The organism is Arthrobacter sp. 001422645 (assembly GCF_059816125.1).
Window position 1 is genome coordinate 1 of record NZ_JCBANT010000013.1, and the last position, 21096, is coordinate 21096.

A 21096-nucleotide genomic window follows, 5' to 3' on the forward strand; every position below is an offset into this window, starting at 1 on the left:
GGGTCCCGGCGGTAGGCCGCGGCCCGGGCCGCGGCGATGATGCGCCGGTCCCCGGCGCCGTCGAACGTCCCGGTGTCGGCGGCGAGCTCCTCGTCGATGGCGGTGCGGTCCGCCGCGGACAGGCACGCGGTCTCCCGGACCAGGAGGGTGGCGCGCCATTCGTTGAGTTGCCCGGCCTCCAACGCAGCGAGGGCGTGGGGCATTTCGGTGACGAGGGCTTTGGCCAGGCCGAGGAGCCTGCTGCCCTTTGCCGGGGATTCGCGCCGGGCCAGGGCAATCTGCGCGCCGACCCCGGCCCCGAGCTCGGCCGCCGGCATCCCGGCGTCGGCCTGTTCACCGCGCTGCAACAGATCGAACGCGACGGACAAACGTGCCTGACGGGCAGCCAGGGCAGACTTTTGGTCTTCCAAGGCCCGGATTTCAGCAATCAATTGCGCACCGTTCAGCTCAGCCACATCGCCGCCCAGCACTATGCCGGCATCTCCCGTTTCGTGCTGTTCCCCGCAATTAGAGGCGCAGCCGCACCCCACTGCCGGCTCACCTGCGCCAGCCGGATGACGCGTCCCAGCCGGTCGAAATGCGTCGGGCCCCTGCTTGCCGTCCATGAATACACGCTATCGGGCACCTGCGACACTTTTTCGCCGACGGCACGGCGTCAGATCCCCGCAGCTTAGAACCTGCTGAACCCCGGCGGAGGACCCTCCTTGTGCCGTGAATCCCGCTGCCCAAGGCAACTAGCGGGCAGGCCTCGAACGAAGCCGCAGACCCACAATCAGCAGGACCACACCAACTGCGACAATGCCCACCGACAAGTAGAAGAACGTCCGCTCGGCCACCGTTGGTGCGACAAGCAGGGTGAACAGTTCCGGTCCCACGGCCGGATCCACGTCCAGGCCCAGATCCTCGACGTGCATACACCGGGCGAACGACAGAAAACGCACGGCAAAGGCCACCGCTACACCGACGGCCGTCAGGACTAATCCCAGCATGAAGAGCAGTTGGCTGCGGTTGAACAAGCGTCCCCCAAGAGTCGTTGACCTGCTCTGGCACCCGCAGTCGAACCGTCACCGGTGCAGTGGCTGGCGGCTGGACTGGCTGCGCAGCGTCATCGTGGCGCCGGCTCAGGCCCTCTGCAGATCCGAGTGGTGCTCGGCGACGACGTTGGGATGGGCCCGGAGCCGGTAGCGGAGGGCGTTGTCTCCATAGGTTTCAAGGATTGGGCTGTTCGTCGGATCGACGGACAGGCCGCGCGCCTTGGCTTGGAACTCCGGGCTCACCGCGAGCTGCGGCATCGTCGCGTCCAGCGCGGGGTTGAAGAAGAAGGGAAGCGATATCCGGTCCGTGCCCCGCAGAGGAGAGATCACGCGGTGCAGGGTCGCCTTGAGGTAGCCGTTCGTGGCCAGTTCGAGCATCTCGCCGATATTGACCACGAACGTACCCGGAACCTGCGGGGCATCGATCCATTGTCCTTGGTACTCCACCTGCAGTCCGCCCTTCCCGGGCTCCACAAGCAGCAGGGTCAGGACCCCGCCGTCGCGGTGGGAACCCACACCCTGCTTGGGCTCCGGATTGGACTCCCCCGGGTACCGCACGATCTTGAGCACCGGGAAGGCACGCGAGGCGAAGGCCTCGTCGAAGGTGTCCGCAGGTGCCCCGAGGGACACCGCCAGCTCCCGCAGGAGGGTCAGCGAGACGGCACTCAGCCGTTCAGTCCACTCGGTAACAATCCCCCGCATTTCGGGCAGGGCATCCGGCCACAGATTGGGTCCCTCAAGACGCCAATAATCGGCGACGCCGGGCCCCGGCTCCACGGCAGCACGCTCGACGCCGATATCGATCTGCTCGCGCCAGTCCACCGCGCCGTCCGTGAGCTCGCCGCCGACCCTCGTGTAGCCACGGAACTGCGGGCTGTGGACGTTCTCGACGGCGAGCTTCTGCTCGTCGGTCAGCTCGAAGAAGCGCCGGGACACGTCAAGCATGGAATCCGTCAGCTCCTGCGGGATCCCGTGTCCGGCCAGGTAGAGGAAGCCCACTTCGTGCATGGCGTCCCGTAGCTCGTTCCGGAACCGCGCGGCCTCCTCGGGACCCGCGCTCAAACGGGAGAAGTCCAGGACGGGCAATGATTCGAGTGGCATCCAATAGTCCTTTTCGGTGAACATGGCAAGTTGCGGACCGTATTAGCTCCAATGTTACGGATCTAGCCGCTCCGGAGGACATTCAGATGTCGAATTAAGACTTTCGGAGGGCGCCGCTGGCCCTCATCGCGAGGCTCCCGCGCCGGTCCGGACCGGGCGGTCGGCACTACGCACCGTCCGGCCGGACGTTCTGGCCCGTCGCCGGATGACGTACTCGGCGACAGCGAGGTTGATCACCCAGGCCGCCGCCATCAGCAGTGCCTTGGTCCGCTCGTCGGGGGTGCCCACGAGCAGCAGCCAGGCGGAGATCACCACGGCCTGCGTTCCCGCGGCCACTCCGATGGCATAACCGCGCGTCATCCACGCGCCGTGCCGCACGAAATCCCGGCGCCGGATCGCGCCGATGCCCAGACTGAGGCTGACCAGCATGGCCGAACCGAAGAAGAGCCGGATCGGGACGTCGGTGGTGCCGTCCGGGAGCGGGTAGAACGCCGACATCCACAGGCCGGAGAGCCCGGCGAGCAGCCCGGCCGGAATGAGAATAGCGCCGGCGGCGCGGTGCCAGCCGCGCCTTCCCCGCAGGGCGGGGACGAACTGGAACGCCCCAAGCAGGCTGTAAATGGTGACACTCACGATGTGGATGACGACGGGGACGGGCGAGGCAAAGAACCGGGCGTTCTGCGCTGTGATGGCAGCGCCGCCGGTCAGTTCCGTCAACCTTGCCGCGCCGGCCATCACCGGGATCAGGCTCAGGAGGATCAGCGCCGCCGGTACAGGCCACTGGGGCCCGCGGCGCCTGATGGACGGGCGGGAGGTACTGGGTCTTGTTGTCATGAGCCTGGTCCTAGATTTCTGCGGTGTACGACGTACACCTGACGCGCCCAACGGTAGGTGTACGCGGTACACTTGTCAAGAGGTAACTGCTAGGGAAAGGTTGTGCGGATGACTCAGCAGCTGGAGGCCACCCGCCGCACGCCCCTGAACAGGGAGCGGGTGCTGCGGGCCGCCGTCGAACTCGCTGACGATGTGGGATTCGAGTCGCTCAGCATGCGCAGGCTCGCCGAAGAGCTCGGCGTGGTGCCGATGGCGCTCTACAAGCACGTCGCAAACAAAGAAGAGCTACTCGACGGGATGGTCGCGAGCCTCATCGGCGAGATTGATCCCCCGGTCACCCATACGGACTGGAAGAGTACCGTCCGCTTGCGGGTGCTGTCGGCGAGACGTGCGCTGCAGCGGCACCCTTGGGCCCGCCAGGTGATTGAATCCCGCACCACCAAGACAGCCGCCGTGCTGGATTACATGGAGTCCTTCGCTGGCATGTTCCTGGCCGGCGGATTCTCCGCCGACCTCACGCACCATGTAATGCATGCCATCGGCGGCCGAATGTGGGGCTTCACCCAGGAACTGTTCGATGACCAGTCCGGGCCGACGGCGGAATCCCCGGCGGAGGTGCCTCCCGAAGCCCAGGCCGCCATGATGCAGCAGATGGCGGAGCGGTATCCGAACATCGTGGCGATCGCCACGGCGGCGGCCCACGACGGGAGTTCCGTCGTCGGACACGGTTGCGACGACCAATTTGAGTTCGAGTTCGCCCTGGATTTGCTCCTAGACGGCTTTGAGCGGTTGCACGAACAGGGCTGGTCATCGCGGCAGGCAAAGCTGGACCGTCGCTAAACTCTGTGGGGCCGCGGACCACTGTGGGTTATCCGGCCAGACGCCGGCCCGGACAAGACGCGCCCTTGCCTGGCCAGGGACTTCGGAGGAGGATATGCGCACACTCCGGGAGGCCTTCCATGACTACGCTTGGCAAGTTTGAGAAGTACCTGATCGAGGAATTCTTCGACGATTACCGCTCCGGCGCCCTGAGCCAGCGCACGTTCACGCGCCGCGTGGCCTTTATTACCGGCAGTATGGCGGCGGCGTCGGCCGCCATGCTGACGGTGGGCTGCACGCCGGAGGAAGTCCCGCGCAGCACCGATCCCATGCCCACCCCCGGCCCTTCGGGCACGGGAGCCCTTACCGCTTCCGCGGGTCCGGTGCCGGGCGCCAAGAGCCCCCTCTCTGTTCCTGAGGGCGCTCCGGGCCTCGTGACGGAAACCGTACGGTTCCCCGCCGACGGAACGGACATCAGCGCCTACCTCGCCCGGCCAGAATCGGGCACCCCCGGTCCGGCCGTGCTGATCTGCCACGAGAACCGCGGGCTGACCCCGCACATCCAGGATGTGGCACGCCGTTTCGCCAAGGCCGGCTACGCTGCCCTGGCCCTGGACCTGCTCAGCCGGGAAGGGGGCACAGCGGCCATGGACCGCGACGCCGTCCCCGGAGCGCTGACAGCAGCCGGCTCCCAACGCCACGTCTCTGATTTCGCCGCGGCTTTCGATTACCTGCAGTCACAAGACTTCGTCGACGAGGGCCGGATCGCTATGACCGGATACTGCTTCGGCGGGGGCATCACCTGGCAGGCCGCGACGGAGCTTCCGGGACTGAAGGCGACCTCGGCGTTTTACGGGCCCTCCCCCGACCTCGAAAAGGTTCCGGCGATCAAGCCGGCCGTCTTCGGCGTCTACGCTGAACTCGATCAGCGGATCACCGGGGCCTTGCCGGCGCTGCGGGATGCCCTGGCCGCCACGGACGTACGCCACCAGCTCACCGTCTATCCCGGCGTCGACCATGCCTTCCACAATGACACCGGGCAGCGCTACGACGAGGCGCAGGCCACCGCGGCCTGGAACGACACACTCGCCTGGTTTACCCGCTACGTCTGAGCACGGCGTTGCACAGCTTTTACCCAGGGTTTACCTGCCTTGTCTTGTGAGGCCCCGGGCGCCTCCAACAGACTGGTTATCACCACATGAACGGATCCCTAGGGACCGTTCGACCAGAGCAGCGGGACGAGGGCGCCGCTATGCGTTCCGGCCAGCTCAACGGTATAGAAGATGCCGAGGAGCGGTCCCCGCAGACCGGAAGGATTGACATGGCCGGGACGTTTGAAGTGTTTGTTGACGGGGAGGCGCTTTTCCGGTTCCGACTCAAGGCGCCGGACGGAACCGTTGTGGCCGAGTCGGCTGCATTCAGCGACAAGCCGGCTGCCGTCGCCGGCATCGCCGCGGTACGGGAATGCGCCGGCATGGGGCTGGTGACCGACCTTTGCCCCGAGGGCGGGACGCGAAGCGGGATACTGCCGGCGGAAAGTGCGGCCCGCCCCTGCGGCGGCACGCGTCCCCGTCCTACCTGGCTTCAGCGGGGCGACGACATCCACGCCCGGGCAGGGTCAACCCGACGGGCGACCGCCGCCCCCAAGTGGATCGGCGCGGCATAGCCCGTGCCTCAGTAACCCACGCCGCGTGTTCCTCGCGGACTGCCTGGCTAGCGGACGCCCTGGCCGGCCTCGTACCAGCGCAGCACCCGCAACGCCCGCAGGGTGTTCCACCGGCTGGGCCGGCCGTCTCCGCCCTCCAGCTCGAAGTGGATCCGGCCGGGATGCGTGTTTTCCAGGAGCCAGGTGCCGTCGGGCTGCTGCTTGGACCGGACCAGGGCGATGGCTTCAGCAATCCGCGGGTCGGGCGGATCACCGGCAGTCCTGAAGTACTCCAGTGCGCGGAGCACGTCGTAGTGCCATCGGGTGGGATATGAGAACTCGAGCCAGGCCGGATCAATGACGTCGCCGGTGCTTTTGCGCCGGAACAGCTGCCGTTCGAGCAGGTACTCCCCGCCCCGCCGCCGCGCTTCGATGGATTCCGGCGAACCGCCCGTCGCCTGTTCGTGGGCCAGCAGCCCTTCGAGCACGTTGATTGTTGTCGCGGCCGACGAAACCACCGCGCCGTGTTCCGCCCAGCAGTTCCACCCGCCGTCGTCGAGCTGCTCGCTGACAAGCCGGGCCACCACGGCGTCGACATCCTGGCCGAAGTAGGCCCCGAGCCCAACGGCCATTCCGTTGATGCAGGGCTCCACTTCGCCGCTGAAAAAGGGCTGCCCGCCTTCCTCCCAGCGGCAGTTCTCCCGCACGAGCGTCACGGTCCGGCGCATCTGGTCACCCAAGGGATCGATGCCAAAGTCACGCAGCTGCAGGAGGCTGTACGTGGTGGCGGTCCATGGCTGGCTCCCGTTGTCGGACGCATCGTCCCCGGCGGGTTCCGTCTGGCTGTACGGAGCATCGGCACCACCGGACAGCCCGACGTCGGGATCGCCGCCGTGCGCCGGGAAGTACGCTCCCCCGGCCCACTGGCCGTCCCCGCCGCGCAGCGCCAGCAGCCGGGCGCCCCACCCCTCGGTGGCCACGCGTGCGCGCTCGGCAGCGACGGCGTCGGCAGGCGCTCCGGCCAGATCCCGCAGCGCCTGCCAGCGAATAGCGGGATCAGAATCCAGCAGCCAGTCCAGTACGGTCATGCGCCGATTGTAGTGCCCGGAGTTTTCTCGTCAACGGGTTGTTCCGTCAGTGTTGTCCCGGGCGGGGTGTTCCATGCGGGTGTTCCGGGCGCCGGAGTTTAGCCTTCGCATTCAACGCAATAGAGGTGGCCGTTCTTTTCGCGCGCGATTTGGGAGCGATGCCGGACCAGGAAGCACGAGTAACAGGTGAATTCATCCTCCGCCTGCGGAATGACCTGGACGGTCAACTCCTCAGCGACGATTTCTCCACCCGGGACCAAGGCGCCATCCAGCGAATCCGCTTCATCCAACTCACGCACCACACTGCGGGCGTCGGGGGCATTCGCAGATTGCAGGGCCTCGAGAGACCTGTCCTGCGATTCCTTGACGTCGGAGCGTACTTCATCGTAATCGGTTGCCACTGGGGTGTTTCCCTCTTCCTCGGATTGCCTGGATAGGTATTCAACAGACAGGACTGCTCCAGTATTCCCTCCCGGGCCCCACAGCTCGGGGCGGGACCCGGCAACGCGCCGCCGCCTGACGCTTTTCGGTCAGGACGTGGCTGGATTTTATTTGTACAAACGTTAGAGTTAAGGCTGTTGGTGAAGATTTCTTGGGGGAAATTATGAACAAGGCGCAAAGACGCGCACATGTGGAGCCGCCTTGCCGGGAGTGCGGCTCCAGGGTCATTCCGATCTGGAAGGACGAACGCTCGGTCACGTCCAATCAGCCCGACTGGCGCGTGAGTGCCCGGCAATGCAGCCGCCAGGGGTGCGGCCTCGACGGTTCCCGGAACTGGCCGGACTCCTAAAGCAGTGCTGTCTGCACCGGGCCTGCCATGATGGGTCCGTGACTATTGCAAAATCGGTCGTGTTGTTCGCCCTCGCCGCTGTGGCCGAAATAGGTGGGGCCTGGCTGGTCTGGCAATCGGTCCGTGAGGGCAAGGACTGGTGGTGGGCCGGACTTGGCGTCCTAGCCCTCGGCGCGTACGGCTTCGTGGCGACCCTCCAGCCGGATGCGCACTTCGGGCGCATCCTTGCCGCCTATGGCGGGGTCTTTGTGGCCGGCTCGCTCGCGTGGGGCATGATCTTCGACGGGTTCCGGCCCGACCGATGGGACATCATGGGCTCCGTAATCTGCCTGCTCGGTGTGGCCATGATCATGTTCGCGCCCCGCAGCGGCAGCTGAATCACCTCAGCCTCCTGCGCACCCGACGGCGTTTCGCCTGCCGGCTCCCGCACTGCCGGCCAACCCCGATCCCCACCACGACCAGAAAGCAGTTTGATGACGAAGACGACGGCGACACCCGCCCCGGCAGACACGGACAAAAAGGTACGCCTGGTTCTCTGGATCCTGATGGGGGCCATTATTGCGGCCGGCCTCGTCTGGTATGCGGTCTTCGCCATGAACAGGCCCGCCCCGGCGGCTCCGCAGGCGGCGGCCACCGCGCAGCTGGTCCGCGAGGACAGCCACCGGCTCACCTCCCCCGCTGTCGAGAAGGCCCAGTTGGTCGAGTTCCTGGACTTCGAATGCGAGTCCTGCCGCGCCGCCCATCCGCTCGTCGAGGAACTGAAGCAGGAATACGGCGACCGGATCACTTTCGTGAACCGCTACTTCCCGCTGACCGGGCACCGGAACTCGGGTACCGCTGCCCTGGCTGTGGAAGCTTCCGCTCAGCAGGGCAAGTACCAGCAAATGGCAGCGAAGCTCTTTGAAACCCAGGACCAGTGGGGCGGAAAGCAGGATTCCCAGGCTCCCGTGTTCCGGAGCTTCGCGCAGGAACTGGGACTGGACCTGGCCAAGTACGACGCCGCCGTGGCTGACGAGGCAACCCTGGAACGTATCCGCAAGGATGCCGCGGACGGCACGGCACTGGGCGTCACCGGGACACCCACATTTTTCCTCAACGGCAAGAAGCTGGTCCTGAATACGGAAGCCGAGTTCCGGCAGCTGCTCAGCGACGCCGCCGAATAGGCACCATGGCCTCCCCTGCCCGGCAGGCCTTGCCTATTGAAGGGATGCGGTCAGGCGCGCCAGGTTATCGAAAGCTTTCTGGGCCGCCGGCCGCCGCATCCAGTCCTCGAGCCGCAGCTCGAGGCTGTTCGCCCGGTACCGGTCTTCGATCACGCCAATCGAGTCAACAAAACCGCGTCCATGCACCAAAACGGATACTTCCATGTTGAGGCTGAAGGAGCGGACATCCATGTTGCTGGACCCAATCACCGCCACCTCCTCATCAATGGTGAAGTGCTTCGAGTGCAGGACCTGGGGCGCCCGGTAGAGGTAGATCCTGACGCCGGCGCGGAGCAGGGCCTCGTAGTAGGAACGCTGCGCGTGGTAGACCAACATCTGGTCGCCGACTTCGGACACAAAGAGCTCGACGTCGAGACCCCGCGCAGCGGCAGTGACAATGGCCATCAGGATGGATTCGTCCGGCACGAAGTAGGGACTGGTGATGCTGACCCGGCGTTCGGCCTTGTGGATGAGCGTTGCGTAGAGCTTCAGATTGTTGTCATTGGCGAAGCTCGGGCCACTGGGCAGGACCTGCGCGTCAATAAGCGCCGAGCCCTGGCTGCCGGCGATGGAACTGGAGCTGGCGGCCAGCGGCAGCAGAACGTCCGCTTCGCTGTACCAGTCGGTCGCAAATACCGCGTCCAGCTCGCGGACGACGGGGCCTTCAATGCGCATCATCAGTTCGTGCCACCTGAGTCCGCGTTTCAGGTTGCCCTTCTTGTTGTAACTGGAGTCAATAAGGTTCTGGGATCCGGTGAAGCCGACGCGGCCATCGACGACGACGATCTTGCGGTGGTTGCGGAGGTCAGGCCTCTGCCACTCACCCCGCCACGGCCGCACCGGCAGCATCGGGTGATACTCCGCGCCCATGTCCTGAAGGTATTTCAGGGTTTCCTTCCGGCCCGGGAAGATGAGGCCGGCCAGATGATCGGACAACACCCTTACGGCGACACCCCGTTCCGTGGCACGGGCCAGCGCCTGGAAGAAGGGTTCGGTGGTCGCATCGAGTGACATGATGTAGAACTCCACGTGCACATACTTGGCGGCCGAATCGATGTCCTTGATCATTGCGTCAAAGGTGCCGTCATAGTCATCCATCAGCTCGGCACGGTTGCCTTCCACCATGGGCAGGGCCCCCAGGTTGTTGTTCAATGCCACCGCCGAGTGCAACCACTCCGGCCAGTCACGGCCTTCGCTGATGAGTGTGCTGCCTGCGGTCCGGGCCAGAACCAGCTCGTTGACCTCCTGTTGCTTGTCACGGCGGACCTTGGGCAGTTTCGAGTACCCGACAAAGAAGAACACAATAGCGCCGAGCACCGGTATGAAGATGATGGCGAGCACCCAGGCAATGGCAGACGACGGGGGACGATTCACCGATACCAGCACAGCTGCAATCGCCACGACGAAGATATGGGCCGCCAGCAGAAGTGCAGCGACGGCTTCAGGATCCTGGAGGAATTCGCGCACGGCTACCTGCTGGCTCTTCTGCCGGGACCGAAGTCTGTCCGACGGGTCGGGAGGGCCACGAGCGGCTTCAGACCAGCACCCGGCTCTTGATTCTTTCAAACTCTTCGGCACTGATGGTTCCTGCGTCCAACAGCGCCTTGGCTTGGGCAATCTCTGTTGTGGGGCTCGGGGTGGCGACCTTGCGGATATAGGAATCGGCCTCGTCCTGGTCCCGCCGGGCACGTTCCACGGAACGCTCAGCCATGCCATCGCCCCGGGCAGCCAGATACACCAAGAGGGTCACAAAAGGCAGGAAAGCCAAGAAGAAGATCCAGACTGCTTTCCACCAGCCGCTCAGCCCGTGATCGCGAAAAATGTCACCGATGATCGCAAATAGCCCAAACAGGTAGGCAAAGAAGACACACGCGGTGAAGAACCACCAGAAGATATCCCAAAAATTCTCCCAGAAACTCATTTGTCCACCCTGCTTTCAACTAACTAATGCGGCATCGATCGATATACGGCCATGCGAAGAAATCGAAGGTGAATTCCCCCTGACGGACGGGCTTTAGCAACTGGCTGCGGTTCCGAGGTCGCTCAGTGCCGCCTGGACTTTCACAGCTTCGTCCCGCAAGGAAGCCCGGGCCTGCGCCAGTGTCGCGTCGTCGGGAACGTCCTTGACGGCGCGGTCAAGACTCTGCTCAGCCTCCTTGACGGCATCCACCCGGTCCTTGGCCACGGCCTCGCTCGCATCGAGGAGTTCGTTATGGGTCTTCACAACTTCTTCCCTCGCGGTACGGACCTGGTCCACCGTGGACGTTGGCGTCAGCGCGTCCTTGAAACTCGTCAAGGCAGAGGCGTAGGCCTTGGTAGCTGCGCAGACCTGCGACTCGTTCTCCTGCGGAGTATCCGTGCTACCGCAGCCGGTCAGCAACGCGAGTGCTGCTCCGAGCGCGATGGATCCTGCGAGGAGCGGATGTGCTTTCGTTGGCATGTGGAGGTTCCTTTCCTGGAGGCATTGTCCCCAGCCCGACCAAATGGCACTTATGACAATTCTGTGTGTCAGCACGGGAGGCGTCCTCACCCGCGGCGGGTGAAATCTTACGGCCGGGTGACGTTCCCGGGCCGGGCCTGATTAGACGATTCCGCGTTCGGCGGCCGTCTTGAGGGCATCCCGCCGCCCTGCCGCACCGAGCTTGCGGTAGATTGACCGCTCGTGCGTTTTGACGGTGTTGACGGAAATGAACAGCGCCTCAGCGATCTCCGCCGCAGTCATCACCGAGCGCATGTAGGCCAGGACCTCGCGCTCGCGGTCGGTGAGGGTCCAGTAGGAACGCGTCCGGAGGTGCGGGTTACCTTGCGTATGGCGTGCCATCCGGGCAGCGACGAACGACTCATGGGTGGTCCCCCAGACGGCGTGTTGAATCAGCAGTTCCGCGAGTTCTTCTCTCCGCTCGGTAAAGGAGCGCAGGATAGTCTGCGGCTCCGCCCGATGGACCGCGTGTTCTATCCGCTCATGCACTCGGGCGTCGTCCCCGTTGCCGTGGGCCAGCAGGGCCTCCGTCAGGCTCATGCTGGTATCGAGGTATCGGTTTCGATCTCGATCGATAAGTGCTTTGGTGCAGAGTTCGGCGGCGCCGGTCTCTCCTCCCCGACGCAGGAGTTCTGCCAGCAGCGTGTCCACCAAAGGGGCATGCCCTCCGGTCCCCAAAGACCGAACCATCGTCAACGCACAGGCCAAGTCGCCCTCGGCTTCCGCGATCTTCGCCCTGGCGATCGTGTAAAAGGCTTCCCAAGACACTCCGTAGCGGCCCTGGTCGTGGAAGGACTCCAGTGCTGCGCTGGACTCGGCGAGATGGGCTTGATCACCCGTCGCGCAGTCAACCAGCACCCTGTACACAGCGCTAACCGGACCAAGCGAGGACGTGCTGCCGAGCCGCTGCGCCTTAGCCAGATGGGCGCGGGCACCCTTCAGTTCATCCCGCCAGTAGAACACTATTCCGCGTGCCAGCCAGGCCGCCGCCATCTGATCCTGAGAACCGCCGCCCAGCCCGTCTGCGCGCTCCAACGCCCGCGTAGCATGATCCTCGGCGGCCGCAAGGTCACCACCGGCCGCGAACGCCAAAGCAAGTTCTGCTTCGGCGCAAACTTCCATCTTTCCCAGATGTTTTGACGCGCCGGCGGGTGATTGGAGCAGGACGGCCGCCTGGTCCCCCACGCGGTGCAACCTGAACTCAGCCTGGGCCAGCTGGAACAGGCCCGAGGAAGTGGCAGGATAGTCCTCCGTTGCCGCGTCCACCTTCGACCGGCCGTCCGCGTCAGGGTTGCGCAAGTCGATCCGCCGGCTGGTAGGCAAAGGTTCGAAGAGGGCACGGCACCGGTCGAGCTTCCGTCGGCGCGCATCATCCAAAACTGAAGTACGCGCCAGCGCACGCCGGGTGAGTTCCGAAGCGGCCGGGACATCACCGTCAATGGCGCGGCAGACTGAGCCGATCATCAGCATCTCGGGGTCGTCGTTCCACGGGTGTGGCAGATCCCGGCACACTTGTTCAAGCGCGGGGGCGCCGTTGCGGAGCAGGAACTCCAGCCAGTGCTCTCCGAGCGACAGGACAGCCAGTCGGGGGGCATGTGCCTGCAGGGCACGGGCCACGCATTCACTCACGTCGGTGTCCTGGTAATAGCGCGCCGCCACGCGGTGGAGCCGGTCCGCGAGGAGCGGGTCCCTCCGCTCCAATATCCTGCGGCACTGCGCTGCGAACAGCGAGTGCCAACGGTACATGGATTCACCGCCGCGATATGCGTGCTCTTCGATGAAGAGTCCGTGGCGGAGACACGTTTCGAGCAGGATGCCGCCGTCGGGCCGGCCATGCAGCTCTATGGCGAGCCGACGGCCCAGCCAGTCGCAGGAGGTGGCGCGTAAAACAAAATCCACCAGTGACGGATCAAATTGACCCAGGACCTCCTCCGCGATGTAGTCGCCTAGAGGGGGTTGGGCGGGCAAGGTTTTCGTGATCCCGCCCGCCACATTGCGGGCCTCCGTCAGGGCGCTGAGGCTCGCGTGGACGGCGACCGGCCATCCGCCAGTCAGCGTCCAGAGTGATCCGGCGTCGAATTCCGCTCCCTGCCCCAGCGAATCGGCAAACCGGGAGACTTCGTCCCGGGTAAAGGCCAGTTCGGCAGCACCGATCTCACCCAGGCCTTCCCCGTATCTGAGCCGCTCCAACTGGATGGAGGGATGTCCACGCCCTGAAAGGACCAGCCGTAATGCCGGCGGGGCTGAGGCTGCGAGCACACCGACAATTCCCGAGGCCAGTTCCGGTCCCGCCAACTGGACGTCGTCAATGACCAGCACGATCGGCTCCGTCAGGTGCTCCAGAGCTCCCAGCAGCAGATCGTAGGAGGCTGCACGGTCATGGGCGAGGCTCTGGTCCAACGCCATCACGGCTTCGGTGCCAGGCAAAGGAAATGGCCCTGCAGCGGCCTGAATCGCCCCGACGACCCCCTGAAATAGCCGTGTCGGTTGCGTGTCGAAGCGGTCCAGCGACAACCAGGCACACGGTAGATCGCTTTTCCGGACCCAGTCGCCCAAAAGCGTTGATTTGCCGTAGCCGGCGGGGGCGGTAACGAGAGTCAGGCGGTGGGCGTCAGCGGCAGCAGCCAGCGCGTCTTCGAGACGCGGACGTTCCAGCGCCCCCAGACCGCGCAGGGGAGGCCGGATCTTAAACTGCGGACCAGGCACCCGTTCGGAAGTGATTAGCGGTTCTCCCACGTAATTGATCGTAGGGAGGTGTAATTTCGTGCAATAGGGTCATAAGGACCTTGTGTGTACGCCCCTCGCGCAAATGCTGGGCTCCCCCGACCCGGGTCACAGCCCGGCGCGCACTACTTGCTCGGGAGTAACATCAGTCATGGCCACAAAGCAGGGTAGCCGGAAAAACCCGGTTTTTGTCCGGCAACTTGACCGGGCCGCCAGGCGGCACGTTTTTATCGTCGCGGCAATGCGGCTCGCAGCATTTCTGGCCGTAATTCTTCTTCTGTACTTCGCTATTCCAATAGGCGGATTCAATGAAGACAATCCTGCGGCGGCCTGGATCCGCCTCGCGGGAGTCCTGCTCGTTTTTGCCAGCGCCCTGGTGCTTCAATTGCGCATGATTATCGCGGCGGAAGTCCCCCAGGTCCGCGCGGCCGAAGCCGTCGTCGAGACCGTGCTGATGTTCCTGTTTCTTTTCGGTTTTCTCTACACCTCCATGTCCACAACGGATCCGCGGGCGTTTACCGAACCATTGAGCAGGATGGACGCCCTGTACTTCACGACTGTCACGTTCGCCACTGTCGGGTTCGGCGACATCACGCCCGTCAGCCAACTCGCTAGGGCGGTGGTGACAGTCCAGATGATCGCCGGCTTGGGTGCACTCGTGCTGGTTGCCAAGGTCGCGTTCTTCGCGGCCGGACGGCGGCTGGGCACCCCCTGACCTGGAGCCCCGCAGACGCGGCCACCTCCCCGGTCCATCCGCTGTCCACGCCCTGCCGTGCCACGCTATATCATTCCGTCGGCGCTCACCCGAAAGGGATGATCACGCGGCGACGGCCACCGGAAACCTGCGCCCGCCGCCCTGAGACTGTCCAGAAACCGGCATCCTGCGCCCCCGCGGCGCCGTCCGGAACCTTCGTCCGCAGCCGGCGGGTTTCCGACCGCAGGAACGACAGATCACCCTGCGCGGGTGGGGCCGGGCCGGCGGTCCGCACGGACAATAAGGATTGTCACGACTGCCCGACTCGGGAACAGGAGCTTCACATGAAGATCGGTCCGCTGGAAGTGATTATCTGTGCCTTTCCGAAACCGACCATCGACGCAAACGTGATCAAGGCACTCAGCGAAACGGTCAAATCGGGGGCCGTCGCCCTTGCAGATTTGGTCCTTGTGAGCAGGGATCGCGAGGGAGCCGTGCATGTCCGCGACCTGCACGATGACCTGCCCGCGGCGTGGACTGGAATGCTCCTCGATTCCCGGCCCATGACCCTGCTCAACGACGCCGACGTCGAATTGGCGGCCGGAGCCATTAAAAGCAACGAAACAGCGCTGGTCGCGGTCCTGGAACACCGCTGGGCGCAGCGGCTCTCAGAGGAAGTACGGCGCTCAGGAGGCGTGACGGCCCTGCAGGCCAGAATCCCGCAGGAAGAAGCCGTCGTGGCCATCGAAGCAGATGGCGTCGCAACAAGCTGAAAGACATCCATCGACAAGAAGGACCCCTCATGCCATTTGCCAGAGCCGGCCGGCCAGGGCTGCTCGGCACCGTAGCCCGGACCGCTGCCCTATCGGGCACTCCGTCCCGGGGCGCTCCCGCGCCCGTTTCCCCGCCACGAGGCGGAAACGAACTGGCCGACCAGCTCTCCCGGCTCGCCGAGCTGCGCAGCTCCGGTCTGCTCACCGATGCCGAATTTGCCGCAGCGAAAGCCCGGCTCCTGATGTGAGCCTGGGAAGCCAGGCTCCCTTACCCGAACCAAGACTTTGGAGGTGGTTCCCGTGAAGCGATCAACCAGCGTCGCCTCTGTCCATGGGCTACGGGCGGTGCCGACCCATCCTGTCCCTCGCGGCCCGGGTAGGCACATTGGTGCGGCGCGAAGCTACCTCGGCGGCGCGCCCTCATGACACTCCCGAATGATGCCCAAAGCGCCGGCAGCCCCGAGCAGGAAGAAATACGGCGGTTACGCGCCGAAGTCGCCCGCCTTCAACTCGAAAAGGACAAGGCCGGAAAGACCACCATCCCGAAACCACCAGGACAAGGCTCGGGCCTGGCCCGCCGGATTGTTGCCGTTTTCCTGGTGGTGCTGACTGCCGTTCTGGCCTGCGCCACCGTGCCGGCCTTGTACCTGCGCAGTGAGGTCCTCGATACCGACCGCTACGTGGCCACCGTCGCGCCGTTGGCCTCGGACCCTGCCATTCAGGCGGAGATCGCCAACAAGGTCACCGCGCAGATCACCGAAGCCGTCGACATCGAAGGCATCACGCGTGACGCGATGACCGAACTCGGAAAAGTCGCACCGCGTGTGGCCGCCGTGATCTCGGGGCTGGCGCCCGCAATCGCGGAGCAGACCAGAACGCTGATCCACACCGCCGTTTCCAGATTCGTTGCCAGCCCGCAGTTCCAGGATCTTTGGACCCAGGTCAACAGGGTGGCCCACCAGGGAATCGTCAACCTGGCTACCGGCAACACCGGCGGCACGGTCAGTATCGACGAGAGCGGCACAGTCACCATCTCCACCAAGGAAATCATCGCCCGGGTCAAGACCCTGCTTGTAGAGCAGGGAGTGGACATCGCGACCCGGATTCCGGAAGTCGACGCACAGATCACGCTTTTGCAGTCCCCCGAACTCGTCAGGGCCACGGACGCCATCCGAACGCTGGACCGGACCGCCCCCATCCTGGCCTGGATGACGGTGCTGAGCGCTATTGGAGCCATTGCTGTGGCGCCGCGTGGCTGGAGGAGGCGGACGACGAGCCGCCTCGGGTTGGGGATAGCAGTGGCCATGGCGGTACTGGCCCTAGGACTTGCCATCGGGCTGAACATCTTCCTCAGCACCATCCCGTCGGCAACGGTCTCCCCGGCGGCGGCCGAAAGCCTCGTTGAAACCCTCGTGGTGCCTCTCAGAACCGCCGTGCGGTTTGTCTTTATCGTGGGCTTGCTGATTGCCGTAGCGGCTTTCCTGAGCGGCCATTCGCGCCCTGCCGAGCGTGTGCGGCGAGGTCTTGCAAGCGCCGGAGACTACGTGACCGGAAAGGTGGGTGCCGGGCACGCGAGGCAGTGGCAGTACTGGCTGGCCCGCTACCGGCGGATCCTGGAAGCTGCAATCCTCGGCGTCGCCGTGCTGGTGCTCATCCTCTGGCAGTACCCGACGGCGGCCGTGGCCATCTGGACGGCAGTCCTGGCCGGCCTGGCGATTCTTCTTATCGAACTCCTGTGCCGTCCGGCCGTTGTCGCCGCCCATGCCGCCGAACCCGTGACGACAGGACCTCCGGAGCAAACGAATCCAACGCTCCCCCTGCCATGAGCCGGGGACGCCACTGCCGGTTGCGCGGTGGCGTCCCCGCTGTTCACAAGGTCCGTGGGAACACAGCTACGCCGAGGACGGCGCAAACGGGTACAGGTCTTGCTCGCCCCCGTGCACAACGACGCACGTGGCATCCGGCACCTCCTGCCACGCCCCGCGGAGATCCCCCAGCGGTTCGGATACCACCAGCCTGGTGTCGTCCGAGAGGCCGTGGAGCAAGGGGTTGTCCGGGTACTGGTCACGGAGAGTAGCGATGTCAGTGCTGTGGAAGAGTGACCGGGAGTTGCCCTCGCTTGAGTAGCGGAATGCCCACGTGGTATCGCCGTCGGTGGTCGCGACGGTCATCTGGATTGGATGCTCGACGCCGTGGCGCCGTCCGACGTCTTCGATGAGTCCAACCGCCTCAGCGACCGCTGCGCGGGGGTCCCGCTCCAGGCCAAAGGTGAGCGCGAGGTAGAAGAACATTTCCGAGTCGGTGGACCCTTCGATCTCGGGATAGAGGCTCGGCTCGACGGCCATGGCCAGGTCACGCTTCACTTTCGAAAAATCCGCGAGAACCCCGTTGTGCATCCACAGCCACCGGCCGTGGCGGAAGGGGTGGCAGTTCGTCTGTTGGACCGCCGTGCCGGTAGTGGCACGGATGTGGGCGAAGACGCGGCCAGCCGAGGCCTGTCCTGCGAGTTCGCGCAGGTTGCGGTCATGCCAGGCGGGCTCCGTGCTGTGGAACACACCAGGTAGAGGAGCGGTCCCGTACCAGCCGACGCCGAAGCCGTCCCCATTGGTGGTTTCAACTCCCATACGTGCATGTTTGCTCTGCATAACGAGCGAATTGGCGGGTTTGTAGAGAAGGTCATCCAATCGCACGGGAGAACCCGAATACGCAAGCCAACGGCACATGCCACTCTCCTTCTACTCAGGACGGATTTCCATTACGATTCCACCACCAGCACGGTGCCTGCGCATCATCTCCCGCGGGTGACCCGTCGGGGCCACCGTGCCCGTTCTCATTGCTGGCGAAGGACTCGTTCCTTTACCGCGGCGAATTCGTCGGCGGTCAGGGCGCCGTCGTCCATCAAGGTTTTTGCTTGGGCGATTTGTTCCGCCTGGTTGGTTCCGGCCGTCCGGCGGACGTAGTCGTCGAAATCTTCCTTCGCCACGTCGCGGCGGGCAGCCTGCCGCAAGGACATGGACTGTCCGAAAGCAATCAAATATGCCAGACCGCCAAAGACCGGCAGGAAAATCAGGACGAGCACCCAGACAGCCTTGCTCCATCCGGTGCGGGTCGAATCAGCGAAAATGTCCTTGACGATGAGAAACAGAACCACCAGATATGAAACATAAAGTAGAAACGAAATCATCAGCCAAAAGAAGTCCCAGAAAGTCATGTCGATTCCCTTTCAGCCCGCGTGTCCCGGGTCCCAGGTCCGGAAAGCCAGCGTTTCGTCGGGTCTTGGGCGCGTATGCCCGCATCATCCCACAAATGCCGGTGCTCCGGAATGGCCCTTTGACGGCGTGATCAGAGCGCCCCGCCTGACGTCCCCGGCTGTGAATCGCAGAGCTATCTGGCAGTGAATTAGCCATGCTTAGTGGCCGATGAGGAGGGTGTCCTGTGAGCACCACGGCTTCTCCTCGGACTACCAGGTCGAAACCCTAAGGAGCCGTTAGTACGATGCACTAAAAGTGCAGTATGCTGCACTTATGGATGAAGGTACAACGAGCCTGGCGCTGGCCATCGGCTCCCGGGTTAAGCAGGAGCGGCTAACGCGAGGCTGGACGCTGGATCAGCTGGCGGAGTCTGCGGGGGTAAGCCGCAGGATGGTAGTCAATGTGGAGCAGGGTGCCGCGAATCCTAGCGTGGGAACCTTGCTGAGGATCAGTGACGCCCTGGGTGTGGGGCTGCCGGCGTTGGTCGAGCCACCTCGGTCGAGGCCTGTGAAAGTCACGCGCAGTGGTGAGGGCGCCACCTTGTGGAGCGGTGAGTCCGGGGGCCGCGGGGTGTTGGTGGCTGGCACCGAGCCGCCGGACGTGGTGGAACTCTGGGACTGGATCCTGGGCCCTGGGGACCACCATGTGAGCGAGGCCCACACATCGGGCACCAAAGAGCTCTTGCAGGTCCAGCAGGGCACGGTCACCGTCGAGGTCGCAGGCCAACCGGTCACCCTCGATGCAGGCGACGCAGTGACGTTCCCAGGCGACGTGGCACACTCCTACACGAATCCGGGAACGGAATCGGCCAGGTTCTCCCTGGCCGTCTTCGAACCGGGCGTGGGGACAGGACGCCGGCCGGAGGTCTCCGGTGCGTAAGCCGGGCCTGCTGCAGGAATTTCTAGACGGCGGCCGGGTTGACGCCGCCGTGTTCGCGCTGCGGCCCGACTACCGTGCGCTGCTGCTGGCCGTTGACGGACTCGTCCCGGGCCCGAGCGACCCGGCCGGTGAGGAACTGCTGCGGGCGGCGGAATCCGCGGCCCGGGCGCTGGTCAGTGACCGGCCGGTCGAGCAGCTCCCGCACGTGGCTGCGTGGCGTGAGGCGTACCAGGGCTTCGGCGCCAAACCGAACCGCACTCGCAACAGCCTGGAGGCACTGGTGCGCCGTGCGGCGTCCGGCTTACCCCGGGTGAACCGTCTCACCGATCTCTATAACGCAGTCTCGGTGCTCCACCAGATCCCGCTGGGCGGGGAGGATCTGACCCGCTACAGCGGTGCGCCGCGGCTGGTCTGCGCCACCGGCGAGGAGCCCTTCGATACCGCCACCGCCGGCGCCGCGGTGATCGAACACCCGGAACCCGGCGAGGTGGTGTGGTGCGATGACGCCGGCGTGACCTGCCGGCGCTGGAACTGGCGCCAGGCACGCCGCACCCAGCTCGGCGAGCACACCACCTCCGCGCTGTTCATCCTCGACGCACTCGAACCCCTGACCGACGCGGCACTCCACGCAGCAGCCGAGGACCTGACCGACCGGCTGACCCGGCTCGGTCCCGACGTCAGGGCCGCCCGCCGCCTGATATCCGCCGGCACAATCAGAGATGAAGGACACTGACATGCTCATCCACTCCCGGCTACGCGCGATCGCTGACCGGCAGGCCCGAAAGGGTCAGCCGTGAGCCAGCGCACCCCCATAGATGTTCCCCTGCCGCCGTGGGGGCTGGCCGTGGCCGCCATGCTCTCGGTCCAGCTGAGTTCGGCCCTGTCAGTGGATTTGATTGCGGCGGTGGGGCCGGCCGGAACCGCCTGGCTCAGGCTCAGCGTGGGGGCGCTCGTCTTTCTGGCCGTTGCCCGGCCTCCATTGCGCGCGCTGCGCCGCCCCGACGTGCCCGTGCTTCTGGGGCTGGGCGTCGCCACCGGACTGATGACCATCGCTTTCCTCGCCTCCATCGAACGTATCCCGCTCGGCACCGCCGTCGCGATCGAGTTCCTCGGTCCGCTGACCGTCGCGGCCGTGCGCAGCCACAGCGGGCAGGCGCTTATCTGGCCGGCCCTGGCGCTGCTCGGGGTCGTCCTGCTGACCGAACCCTGGGCCGGAGAGATCAACCTCGCCGGTATCGGCTTCGCGGGCCTCGCGGCCGTCGGGTGGGCCGTCTACATTGTGCTCACCCAGCGGATCGGCGACCGCTTTACGGGCATCGGCGCACTCTCACTCACCATCCCCGTCGCCGCTGCCACCGCAGCTATCGCGGGCATCCCGCAGTCCACCGGACACCTCAACCTTGGTATCCTCGCCGCCGCCTGCGGGCTGGCCGTCCTGATGCCGGTGCTGCCAATGGCGCTCGAGATGCTCGCCCTGCGCCGGATGACGCCAACCGCGTTCGGCACCCTGATGGCCCTCGAACCCGCCATCGGCGTGCTACTCGGGCTTCTCGTGCTGCACCAGCAGCCCTCGCTCACCCAATTCGGCGGCATCACGCTCGTCGTCCTTGCCGGCGCCGCCGCGCAGCGCGGTGGCCGACGGCAGCCGCACTCCGCGAACACGCCGGCGCCCGCACCGACCCCGACCTCGTCGGCCAAGGACCAAAGTAGGCAACAGTCCTCCAAATAGGCGCGTCCGCCACAACTGTCGCTGCGGGAGGATTCCCTGCCCACAGGTGCCCTC

Annotated in this window: 23 protein-coding genes and 2 pseudogenes; 13 read left to right on the forward strand and 12 right to left on the reverse strand. The window is 65.1% G+C overall.

The genetic code is table 11. The annotated features are described in order from the left end of the window. The 4 genes and pseudogenes from AC6EUH_RS13310 to AC6EUH_RS13325 all read right to left on the reverse strand — a co-directional run. Positions 1 to 605, reverse strand: a pseudogene (locus tag AC6EUH_RS13310) (HNH endonuclease); the annotation flags it as partial. 129 nt (positions 606 to 734) lie between these two features. After that, positions 735 to 989 (reverse strand): hypothetical protein, encoded by a 255-nt coding sequence (locus tag AC6EUH_RS13315; protein WP_499738920.1) that lies wholly within the window; start codon positions 987 to 989, stop codon positions 735 to 737. A gap of 132 nt (positions 990 to 1121) precedes the next feature. After that, positions 1122 to 2135: an isopenicillin N synthase family dioxygenase gene (locus AC6EUH_RS13320; RefSeq protein ID WP_056432250.1), complete on the reverse strand. Its 1014-nt coding sequence runs from the start codon at positions 2133 to 2135 to the stop codon at positions 1122 to 1124. Positions 2136 to 2258: 123 nt separating this feature from the next. Further along, positions 2259 to 2969, reverse strand: coding sequence for a DUF2306 domain-containing protein (locus tag AC6EUH_RS13325; RefSeq protein WP_499738921.1), 711 nt, complete (start codon positions 2967 to 2969; stop codon positions 2259 to 2261). A 108-nt stretch (positions 2970 to 3077) separates the two neighbouring features. Between AC6EUH_RS13325 and AC6EUH_RS13330 the strand changes: the two genes are divergently transcribed. The 3 genes from AC6EUH_RS13330 (at position 3078) to AC6EUH_RS13340 (ending at position 5454) form a co-directional block, all read left to right on the forward strand. Continuing rightward, entirely contained in the window at positions 3078 to 3809 is a 732-nt protein-coding gene (locus AC6EUH_RS13330; RefSeq protein ID WP_499738922.1) for a TetR/AcrR family transcriptional regulator, read from the forward strand. A 119-nt stretch (positions 3810 to 3928) separates the two neighbouring features. Next, on the forward strand, positions 3929 to 4900 hold the full coding sequence (locus AC6EUH_RS13335) for a dienelactone hydrolase family protein (RefSeq protein ID WP_499738923.1): 972 nt from the start codon (positions 3929 to 3931) through the stop codon (positions 4898 to 4900). A 140-nt stretch (positions 4901 to 5040) separates the two neighbouring features. Continuing rightward, the gene (locus AC6EUH_RS13340) at positions 5041 to 5454 is read left to right on the forward strand and encodes a YegP family protein (protein WP_499738924.1); all 414 of its coding nucleotides are present in this window, start codon (positions 5041 to 5043) and stop codon (positions 5452 to 5454) included. A 47-nt stretch (positions 5455 to 5501) separates the two neighbouring features. Here the strand turns inward: AC6EUH_RS13340 and AC6EUH_RS13345 are convergent, their stop codons facing one another. Together AC6EUH_RS13345 and AC6EUH_RS13350 are read right to left on the reverse strand one after the other, a co-directional pair. Then, positions 5502 to 6521, reverse strand: a complete 1020-nt coding sequence (locus AC6EUH_RS13345) for a hypothetical protein (RefSeq protein WP_056432138.1) — start codon at positions 6519 to 6521, stop codon at positions 5502 to 5504. Between the two features lie 98 nt (positions 6522 to 6619). Continuing rightward, entirely contained in the window at positions 6620 to 6922 is a 303-nt protein-coding gene (locus AC6EUH_RS13350; RefSeq protein WP_056432134.1) for a DUF4193 domain-containing protein, read from the reverse strand. 427 nt (positions 6923 to 7349) lie between these two features. On the opposite strand from AC6EUH_RS13350, the gene AC6EUH_RS13355 reads away from it, so the two are divergent. Beyond that, on the forward strand, positions 7350 to 7688 hold the full coding sequence (locus AC6EUH_RS13355) for a YnfA family protein (RefSeq protein WP_499738925.1): 339 nt from the start codon (positions 7350 to 7352) through the stop codon (positions 7686 to 7688). A gap of 96 nt (positions 7689 to 7784) precedes the next feature. Further along, positions 7785 to 8474 (forward strand): DsbA family protein, encoded by a 690-nt coding sequence (locus AC6EUH_RS13360; protein WP_056432124.1) that lies wholly within the window; start codon positions 7785 to 7787, stop codon positions 8472 to 8474. 33 nt (positions 8475 to 8507) lie between these two features. Here AC6EUH_RS13360 and cls read toward each other — a convergent pair whose 3' ends face one another. The 4 genes from cls to AC6EUH_RS13380 all read right to left on the reverse strand — a co-directional run bounded on the left by cls (position 8508) and on the right by AC6EUH_RS13380 (position 13728). Next, on the reverse strand, positions 8508 to 9980 hold the full coding sequence (gene cls / locus AC6EUH_RS13365) for a cardiolipin synthase (RefSeq protein WP_499738926.1): 1473 nt from the start codon (positions 9978 to 9980) through the stop codon (positions 8508 to 8510). 67 nt (positions 9981 to 10047) lie between these two features. Further along, positions 10048 to 10434: an SHOCT domain-containing protein gene (locus AC6EUH_RS13370; protein WP_056432118.1), complete on the reverse strand. Its 387-nt coding sequence runs from the start codon at positions 10432 to 10434 to the stop codon at positions 10048 to 10050. 93 nt (positions 10435 to 10527) lie between these two features. Then, complete coding sequence (locus AC6EUH_RS13375) at positions 10528 to 10953, reverse strand: hypothetical protein (protein WP_056432114.1); 426 nt, start codon at positions 10951 to 10953, stop codon at positions 10528 to 10530. A gap of 141 nt (positions 10954 to 11094) precedes the next feature. Beyond that, positions 11095 to 13728: a helix-turn-helix transcriptional regulator gene (locus AC6EUH_RS13380; protein ID WP_499738927.1), complete on the reverse strand. Its 2634-nt coding sequence runs from the start codon at positions 13726 to 13728 to the stop codon at positions 11095 to 11097. 229 nt (positions 13729 to 13957) lie between these two features. Between AC6EUH_RS13380 and AC6EUH_RS13385 the strand changes: the two genes are divergently transcribed. The 4 genes from AC6EUH_RS13385 to AC6EUH_RS13400 all read left to right on the forward strand — a co-directional run bounded on the left by AC6EUH_RS13385 (position 13958) and on the right by AC6EUH_RS13400 (position 17009). Beyond that, on the forward strand, positions 13958 to 14431 hold the full coding sequence (locus AC6EUH_RS13385; protein WP_235500277.1) for a potassium channel family protein: 474 nt from the start codon (positions 13958 to 13960) through the stop codon (positions 14429 to 14431). Between the two features lie 323 nt (positions 14432 to 14754). Further along, on the forward strand, positions 14755 to 15183 hold the full coding sequence (locus AC6EUH_RS13390) for a DUF6325 family protein (protein WP_056432105.1): 429 nt from the start codon (positions 14755 to 14757) through the stop codon (positions 15181 to 15183). Positions 15184 to 15212: 29 nt separating this feature from the next. Next, positions 15213 to 15431, forward strand: coding sequence for an SHOCT domain-containing protein (locus tag AC6EUH_RS13395; protein ID WP_056432102.1), 219 nt, complete (start codon positions 15213 to 15215; stop codon positions 15429 to 15431). A gap of 174 nt (positions 15432 to 15605) precedes the next feature. Next, entirely contained in the window at positions 15606 to 17009 is a 1404-nt protein-coding gene (locus AC6EUH_RS13400; RefSeq protein WP_499738928.1) for a hypothetical protein, read from the forward strand. 66 nt (positions 17010 to 17075) lie between these two features. Here the strand turns inward: AC6EUH_RS13400 and AC6EUH_RS13405 are convergent, their stop codons facing one another. Continuing rightward, positions 17076 to 17906: a class II glutamine amidotransferase gene (locus AC6EUH_RS13405; protein WP_056432098.1), complete on the reverse strand. Its 831-nt coding sequence runs from the start codon at positions 17904 to 17906 to the stop codon at positions 17076 to 17078. A gap of 107 nt (positions 17907 to 18013) precedes the next feature. Beyond that, positions 18014 to 18394, reverse strand: a complete 381-nt coding sequence (locus AC6EUH_RS13410) for a PLDc N-terminal domain-containing protein (protein WP_056432095.1) — start codon at positions 18392 to 18394, stop codon at positions 18014 to 18016. A 313-nt stretch (positions 18395 to 18707) separates the two neighbouring features. Between AC6EUH_RS13410 and AC6EUH_RS13415 the strand changes: the two are divergent. The 4 genes and pseudogenes from AC6EUH_RS13415 to AC6EUH_RS13430 form a co-directional block, all read left to right on the forward strand. Then, positions 18708 to 18905 (forward strand): annotated as a pseudogene (locus AC6EUH_RS13415) (helix-turn-helix domain-containing protein); the annotation flags it as partial. A gap of 105 nt (positions 18906 to 19010) precedes the next feature. Continuing rightward, positions 19011 to 19313 (forward strand): cupin domain-containing protein, encoded by a 303-nt coding sequence (locus AC6EUH_RS13420; protein WP_499738992.1) that lies wholly within the window; start codon positions 19011 to 19013, stop codon positions 19311 to 19313. Next, positions 19306 to 20046 (forward strand): B3/B4 domain-containing protein, encoded by a 741-nt coding sequence (locus tag AC6EUH_RS13425; RefSeq protein WP_499738929.1) that lies wholly within the window; start codon positions 19306 to 19308, stop codon positions 20044 to 20046. The genes AC6EUH_RS13420 and AC6EUH_RS13425 overlap by 8 nt, the downstream gene beginning before the upstream one ends. Positions 20047 to 20166: 120 nt before the next feature. Next, positions 20167 to 21042, forward strand: a complete 876-nt coding sequence (locus AC6EUH_RS13430; protein WP_499738993.1) for an EamA family transporter — start codon at positions 20167 to 20169, stop codon at positions 21040 to 21042. Positions 21043 to 21096: the final 54 nt, after the last annotated feature.

Coding starts and splice junctions, on each gene's coding strand:
- AC6EUH_RS13315 (WP_499738920.1), bottom strand. CDS start 989: ATGCTGGGATTAGTCCTGACGGCCGTCGGTGTAGCGGTGGCCTTTGCC.
- AC6EUH_RS13320 (WP_056432250.1), bottom strand. CDS start 2,135: ATGCCACTCGAATCATTGCCCGTCCTGGACTTCTCCCGTTTGAGCGCG.
- AC6EUH_RS13325 (WP_499738921.1), bottom strand. CDS start 2,969: ATGACAACAAGACCCAGTACCTCCCGCCCGTCCATCAGGCGCCGCGGG.
- AC6EUH_RS13330 (WP_499738922.1), top strand. CDS start 3,078: ATGACTCAGCAGCTGGAGGCCACCCGCCGCACGCCCCTGAACAGGGAG.
- AC6EUH_RS13335 (WP_499738923.1), top strand. CDS start 3,929: ATGACTACGCTTGGCAAGTTTGAGAAGTACCTGATCGAGGAATTCTTC.
- AC6EUH_RS13340 (WP_499738924.1), top strand. CDS start 5,041: ATGCGTTCCGGCCAGCTCAACGGTATAGAAGATGCCGAGGAGCGGTCC.
- AC6EUH_RS13345 (WP_056432138.1), bottom strand. CDS start 6,521: ATGACCGTACTGGACTGGCTGCTGGATTCTGATCCCGCTATTCGCTGG.
- AC6EUH_RS13360 (WP_056432124.1), top strand. CDS start 7,785: ATGACGAAGACGACGGCGACACCCGCCCCGGCAGACACGGACAAAAAG.
- AC6EUH_RS13370 (WP_056432118.1), bottom strand. CDS start 10,434: ATGAGTTTCTGGGAGAATTTTTGGGATATCTTCTGGTGGTTCTTCACC.
- AC6EUH_RS13375 (WP_056432114.1), bottom strand. CDS start 10,953: ATGCCAACGAAAGCACATCCGCTCCTCGCAGGATCCATCGCGCTCGGA.
- AC6EUH_RS13385 (WP_235500277.1), top strand. CDS start 13,958: ATGCGGCTCGCAGCATTTCTGGCCGTAATTCTTCTTCTGTACTTCGCT.
- AC6EUH_RS13390 (WP_056432105.1), top strand. CDS start 14,755: ATGAAGATCGGTCCGCTGGAAGTGATTATCTGTGCCTTTCCGAAACCG.
- AC6EUH_RS13395 (WP_056432102.1), top strand. CDS start 15,213: ATGCCATTTGCCAGAGCCGGCCGGCCAGGGCTGCTCGGCACCGTAGCC.
- AC6EUH_RS13400 (WP_499738928.1), top strand. CDS start 15,606: ATGACACTCCCGAATGATGCCCAAAGCGCCGGCAGCCCCGAGCAGGAA.
- AC6EUH_RS13405 (WP_056432098.1), bottom strand. CDS start 17,906: ATGTGCCGTTGGCTTGCGTATTCGGGTTCTCCCGTGCGATTGGATGAC.
- AC6EUH_RS13410 (WP_056432095.1), bottom strand. CDS start 18,394: ATGACTTTCTGGGACTTCTTTTGGCTGATGATTTCGTTTCTACTTTAT.
- AC6EUH_RS13430 (WP_499738993.1), top strand. CDS start 20,167: ATGCTCTCGGTCCAGCTGAGTTCGGCCCTGTCAGTGGATTTGATTGCG.